The following is a 5908-nucleotide window of genomic DNA, read 5'->3' on the forward strand; positions in this document are numbered from 1 at the left end:
GGTCTAGCTCTTCTGCTACGTCTGACTTCTGAGCCAGTAGGATCAGCTCTTGCTCAACACGAGAACCTTCAAGTTCAATCTTCGCATCTTCAAATTTGGTAAGAAGACGCTCACGTTGCCATTCTAGGATCTCAGGCATGCGTGCACGAACTTTAACGACTTCTTCAGTTATTGCATCTAAACGCTGAACGATGAGCGCTTTCATGTTTTCGCCTTCACGAGCACGAGCGTCAATGAACTCTGCGATTGCATCGTTGAATGCTTCAAGTAGATCTTTGTTGATGGCATCCATGTCTTGCTCTGGCGTTTCCATTACGCCAGGCCAATTCATGATTTGGAATGGGTTCAGACGGCTGTCTTCACCTGTCATCGTCATTACTTGGTTAGCAGCACTGATTACTTGCTGAGCCAAACCTTCGTTAATGCTTAGCTCGCCTTTCGCTGCTGGGTTTGCTTCAAAACGTAGGTTACATTCAACCTTGCCGCGAGCTAGACGCTTACGGAAACGCTCGCGTAGGATTGGCTCTAAACCACGGAACTGTTCAGGCATACGGAAGTAAGTTTCTAGGTAGCGTTGGTTTACACTACGGATTTCCCATACTGCTGTACCCCAATCGCCTTTTACTTCTTTGCGCGCGTACGCGGTCATACTATAAATCATCGAATTTTCCTGTCTTTTATCATTCTGAAAATAACGCGCACGCATAGTATCACGATATGGTGTGCTCCCGAAGCTTGTCGCTTTTCACTATAAATAGCCTTTCATGATAAATAGCTTTGAACGGTAAATAGATTTGAAAGATAAACTGCTATATAATCTTGCCCCAATCAAAACTGTCTCACCCCTTTCTTAGGTGATGCACTCTTTCGATAGTAAATCACTTCAGACTGTTAATAAGGTAGATACCAATGCGTCCAAATGACCGCGCTGTAGATCAAATTCGTCCAATTAAAATTACTCGTAACTACACAGCTTATGCTGAAGGTTCTGTATTAGTTGAGTTCGGCAACACTAAAGTTCTATGTAATGCGACGGTAGAAGAAAACGTACCGCGTTGGTTAAAAGGCCAAGGAAAGGGTTGGGTAACGGCTGAATACGGCATGCTTCCACGTGCAACGCACACTCGTAACCGTCGTGAAGCGGCGAGCGGCAAGCAAGGTGGTCGTACGATGGAAATCCAACGTCTGATCGCGCGTAGCCTACGTGCTGTTGTTGACCTAAAAGTAATGGGTGAAATCATGATCACTGTCGATTGTGATGTTATCCAAGCAGACGGCGGTACTCGTACTGCTTCTATCTCAGGTGCAAGCGTTGCAATGGCTGATGCTATCAACAGCCTACTAGCAAGCGGTAAACTGAAAAAGAACCCGATGAAAGGCCATGTAGCGGCAGTTTCAGTGGGCATCGTTGGGGCACAAGCATTGTGTGACCTTGAGTACGTTGAAGACTCAGCAGCAGATACCGATATGAACGTTGTAATGACGGAAGACGGTAAGATGATTGAGATTCAAGGCACCGCAGAAGGCGAACCGTTCAGCCACGAAGAGCTGATGCAGCTTTTAGCCCTGGCGAATAAGGGCATTACCGATATCGTCGAAGCGCAGAAAGCTGCGTTGGCCGATTAGTTTCTAGATAGCTCCCACATTGGGGGCTATTTTTTTGTCTGCAAAACTCGAAAGGGTGGTGCAGAGCGTAAGTTAAGTTTTATTGGATAAACGTAGAGGAAAAACATGAAAGCATATCAACGTGAATTTATTGAATTTGCACTAGAGAAAGAAGTACTTAAGTTTGGTGAGTTTACTTTAAAGTCTGGCCGTAAGAGCCCTTACTTCTTCAATGCTGGATTGTTTAATACAGGTCGTGACCTAGCACGTTTAGGTCGCTTCTACGCAGCAGCATTAGCAGATTCAGGTATTGAGTTCGACGTACTATTCGGCCCTGCATACAAAGGCATCCCAATCGCAACAACAACAGCGGTTGCACTTGCTGATCACCACGATGTGGACACGCCTTACTGCTTCAACCGTAAAGAAGCGAAAAACCACGGTGAAGGTGGCAACCTAGTCGGTAGCGAACTTGAAGGTCGCATCATGTTAGTGGATGACGTGATCACTGCTGGTACTGCGATTCGTGAGTCGATGGAAATCATCCAAGCAAACGGCGCTGATTTAGCGGGTGTGCTTGTTGCTATCGACCGTCAAGAGAAGGGCAAAGGAGAGTTGTCTGCGATTCAAGAAGTTGAGCGTGACTTTGGTTGTGCGATTATCTCAATCGTTAGCCTGACTGATTTAGTGACTTTTCTTGAAGAGAAAGGCACAGACGCAGCACATCTTGATTCAGTAAAAGCGTACCGAACTCAATACGGAATCTAATTCGTAAACTGAAGAAGTTGAACCTAATGGTTTAGTGCCTTAGGTTTAGAGCTTAAAAAAGAAAAATGCCCGAGAGATGAAACTCTTTCGGGCATTTTTTTACTTAAATCTTATTGGACAGAACAAGGCTCGCTTACTTGTAACGAATGCCTTTTTCCGCTTCTGGATCTTCCATGGTTTTGAAGCGCTTGTGTAGCCACATCCATTGTTCTGGGGCTCTTAAGATAATCTTCTCAAGATAGCGGTTCATATACGCTGCTGCCGCTTTTTCATCTTTCTGCGGATAGTTATCTTCGATTGATTCGTCGGCCATGATTTCATATTTTCCGTCGGCATTTCTAAAGCCAGACCCAATAACGACCGCGCATCGACTGGTGTAAGCCAAAATGCTGGTTCCAGTGGTGGTGCTTGCATCCTCTACTGCAAAGAAAGGTACGAATACAGATTTATTGCGACCGTAGTCATGATCAGGGAGGTAGAAAAGGGTCTCACCTTGTCGCAGTCTTCGGATCATACGTTTTACGTCTTTACGGTGAACTAGACGGTTGCCGTTTTGAGTTCGACCGCGGTATTGAATGAACTCATAAGCTGGGTTGTTATGCGGGCGATAAACACCTAGGCCAGGAATACCCAAGATCGGCATTGCTCGGGCTGTGATCTCTAGATTCAAGGCATGAACACAACATAGTAGAACGCCTTTACCGTTAGCCTGATGACTACGAAGAACTTCGGTATCTTTATCAACTAGGATGCGCTTGAAGCGCCATGTTGGCCAAAACCACGTAATACCGGTTTCAACCAATGCCATACCAGTATTTTTAAAATTCTCGCTGACCATTGCCGCGACTTCATCTGCTGGCTTATCGGGGAAGGCTAATTCCAAGTTACGTGTCGCTACCGCTACGCGTTTTTTTCCATAGCGGGCACCAAGAGCACCTAACGAACGGCCTAATAGTAGTAATACTCGGTAAGGTAGAATGTTGACTATAAAAGCCAGTAACCCAAAGCCAAACCAAACTCCCCAATATTTAGGGTGCAGTAGTGCTAGGGTAAAAGGTGGCTTATTAATAACGTGTTGTACCGTGCTACTTGCAGGAGAGTTTTTCGTCGTCATAACCATCACTTAAGATATTGAGTTTACTTAATCTGAGCGCTGAGTAGAGCCCAATAAGCATCAAAGTTTTCTGTCGGTTGATATTTGAAGTCCGAGCGAACAAATCGATTTAAACTTCCTTCAACCTGACCTAACAATTGAGCCGCTAAGATTTTTTCATCAACCGGGAATGACTTCCCTTCACGAAGCTTTCTTTCTCGTAGAATTTGACGAAGTTGTGTCTCAATACGTTCGAAAAGCTGATTGATGCGATCGCGTAGGCGTTCATTTTCAAACATTAGAGCATGACCCGATAAAATTCGAGTCAGGCCTGGGTTACGTTCTGAGAAAACCAAGATAAGTTGTAGCACTAGGCGTATGCGCTCTAGTGTGTCTTTCTCTTCATCTAGAATACGGTTGATTCGAGACATCAACGCTTCTTCAATGAACTCGATCAAGCCTTCAAACATGCGAGCTTTGCTTGGGAAGTGGCGGTATAACGCAGCTTCAGAAACACCAACTTGCTTGGCCAACTTTACCGTTGTGATACGAGAAGCGCCTTCGGTCGATTCCAACATTTGTGCTAGAGCTTGCAGGATTTCTTCACGACGGTTTGATTTTCGAGTACCGGCCATCTATTTACTTCCTTTCCTAAAGATGAGGATTGAGTGAAGAAGGATTATAAACACCATTCAATTCTGTTCCTAGTTTTGTAAGACCTAGGTCAACAGAATCGAGAGGTGTCAGCGTATTGTCAGGGTAAAATTTGTGCGTTTATACGTCAATAAGCTGTTGGATCTGATTAAGGATCTGGAAACCAAGAGAGTTTTTGCTATCTAGAGGTAGAGATTTATCGCCACCTTTCCAATAAAGGTGCAACTCATTACTACTGGTATTGAAGCCTTGGCCTTCGACAGAAACGTCGTTGGCGCAAATCATGTCGAGGTTCTTTCTTTCCAATTTTCCGCGCGCATACTTCTCGACATCTTGAGTTTCTGCTGCGAAGCCGACAGTAAATGGACGATCTTCGATCATTGAGGCAACGGAAGCCACAATGTCTGGGTTCTTAACCATTTGAATGGTCATGTCATCTTTACCATCGACTTTTTTAAGCTTCTGGTCTGCAATGGTCTCTGGGCGGTAATCAGCAACCGCAGCGCAGCTGATGAAAATATCATGCTGAGCAGCATTGGCATTCACGGCATCAAACATCTGTTGTGCGCTGTCTACATCAATGCGATTAACCTGATTTGGTGTCGCGAGTGATACAGGGCCACTAATTAGAGTTACCGTAGCACCTTGTTTCGCGGCCGCTTCAGCCAGTGCATAGCCCATCTTGCCCGAGCTATGATTGGTAATGTAACGAACTGGGTCGATCGCTTCGCGAGTTGGACCCGCAGTAATTAACACCGAACGGCCAGTCAGAGGTTTAGGTTGGAAGAAGTCTTCACAACGATGGACCAGTTGCATTGGCTCTAACATACGCCCCATACCAACATCGCCACAGGCCTGTTCACCAGCTGCCGGACCCCAGATTTCACATCCACGACGTTTTAGCGTTGCGATGTTCTCTTGAGTTGCAGGGTGGCTGTACATTTGTTGGTTCATTGCTGGGGATACCGCAACTGGCGCATCGGTTGCTAAAACCAAAGTGGTCAGTAGGTCGTTACCCATGCCTGCGGCCATACGCGCAATAAGGTCTGCGGTTGCGGGTGCTAATAAGACTAGGTCAGCCCATTTCGCCAGTTCGATGTGCCCCATGGAAGCTTCAGCAGCAGGATCAAGCAAACTATCAGACACTGGCCTTCCAGAGACAGCTTGCATGGTGAGAGGAGTAATGAACTCCTTAGCCGCATTAGTCATGACGACTTGTACCTGCGCACCACGTTCGATTAAGCGTCGAGTCAGTTCGGCACATTTATAAGCTGCGATACCACCACTAATGCCAAGTAGGATTTTTTTTCCAGCTAGGCCTTGTTGGTCAGCGTTATCCAGTTGATTAACCAATGTTTGCATGATTCTGTTCCTTAATTTCTCTGGGACTAACGATATCAGAACAAAGGATTAGTGCCTAGAAGCAGAATTGGAACAGGTTTGACACTCATCAAGTTGATGTTATCAAACTTATCAATTACACGGTTTTGCTAGGCATTAGTCTTCTTTATAACGCAGTGGAAGCTCTCCGTAGACAAACGGTTTAGGCTGATGGATCGTATTCATCACCCTAGATAGCCTTTATATGCCTATAAGTAAAATGCCTGTTGAGTCGATGCCAAGAGAAAAGTTACTGAGTAGAGGCCCCGACTCCTTAAGTGATGCGGAGTTGTTAGCGATATTTCTTCGAACGGGCACACAAGGAATGAATGTTTTAGAGTTATCAGACAAGTTGATCAAAGATTTTGGTTCGCTTCGCCATCTTTTTTCTGCAACGGAGGCTGAGTT

At 45.5% G+C, this 5908-nt stretch carries 7 protein-coding genes; 3 read left to right on the forward strand and 4 right to left on the reverse strand.

Going from position 1 to position 5908, the window contains the following annotated elements:
• On the reverse strand, positions 1-661 hold a 661-nt coding region (locus AB4653_RS19920; RefSeq protein WP_372105126.1), incomplete at its 3' end, for a YicC/YloC family endoribonuclease.
• Positions 662-909: 248 nt separating this feature from the next.
• Here AB4653_RS19920 and rph point away from each other — a divergent pair.
• Positions 910-1626 carry a ribonuclease PH gene (gene rph / locus AB4653_RS19925; RefSeq protein WP_004735726.1) on the forward strand — a complete coding sequence of 239 codons (717 nt, stop codon included), beginning with the start codon at positions 910-912 and terminating at the stop codon, positions 1624-1626.
• A gap of 105 nt (positions 1627-1731) precedes the next feature.
• Complete coding sequence (gene pyrE / locus AB4653_RS19930; RefSeq protein ID WP_009847982.1) at positions 1732-2373, forward strand: orotate phosphoribosyltransferase; 642 nt, start codon at positions 1732-1734, stop codon at positions 2371-2373.
• Positions 2374-2506: 133 nt separating this feature from the next.
• Here the strand turns inward: pyrE and AB4653_RS19935 are convergent, their stop codons facing one another.
• From AB4653_RS19935 to coaBC, 3 genes are all read right to left on the reverse strand, one after another.
• Complete coding sequence (locus tag AB4653_RS19935) at positions 2507-3487, reverse strand: Kdo(2)-lipid IV(A) acyltransferase (RefSeq protein WP_029223859.1); 981 nt, start codon at positions 3485-3487, stop codon at positions 2507-2509.
• A 23-nt stretch (positions 3488-3510) separates the two neighbouring features.
• Positions 3511-4101, reverse strand: a complete 591-nt coding sequence (slmA, locus tag AB4653_RS19940) for a nucleoid occlusion factor SlmA (protein ID WP_004741428.1) — start codon at positions 4099-4101, stop codon at positions 3511-3513.
• Positions 4102-4240: 139 nt separating this feature from the next.
• Positions 4241-5482 carry a bifunctional phosphopantothenoylcysteine decarboxylase/phosphopantothenate--cysteine ligase CoaBC gene (coaBC, locus tag AB4653_RS19945; protein WP_102257559.1) on the reverse strand — a complete coding sequence of 414 codons (1242 nt, stop codon included), beginning with the start codon at positions 5480-5482 and terminating at the stop codon, positions 4241-4243.
• A gap of 223 nt (positions 5483-5705) precedes the next feature.
• Between coaBC and AB4653_RS19950 the strand changes: the two genes are divergently transcribed.
• The coding region (locus AB4653_RS19950) for a UPF0758 domain-containing protein (protein WP_372105128.1) at positions 5706-5908 on the forward strand (203 nt) is incomplete at its 3' end.

This window comes from Vibrio sp. 10N.222.48.A3 (genome assembly GCF_041475345.1).
GTDB lineage: Bacteria > Pseudomonadota > Gammaproteobacteria > Enterobacterales > Vibrionaceae > Vibrio > Vibrio tasmaniensis_A.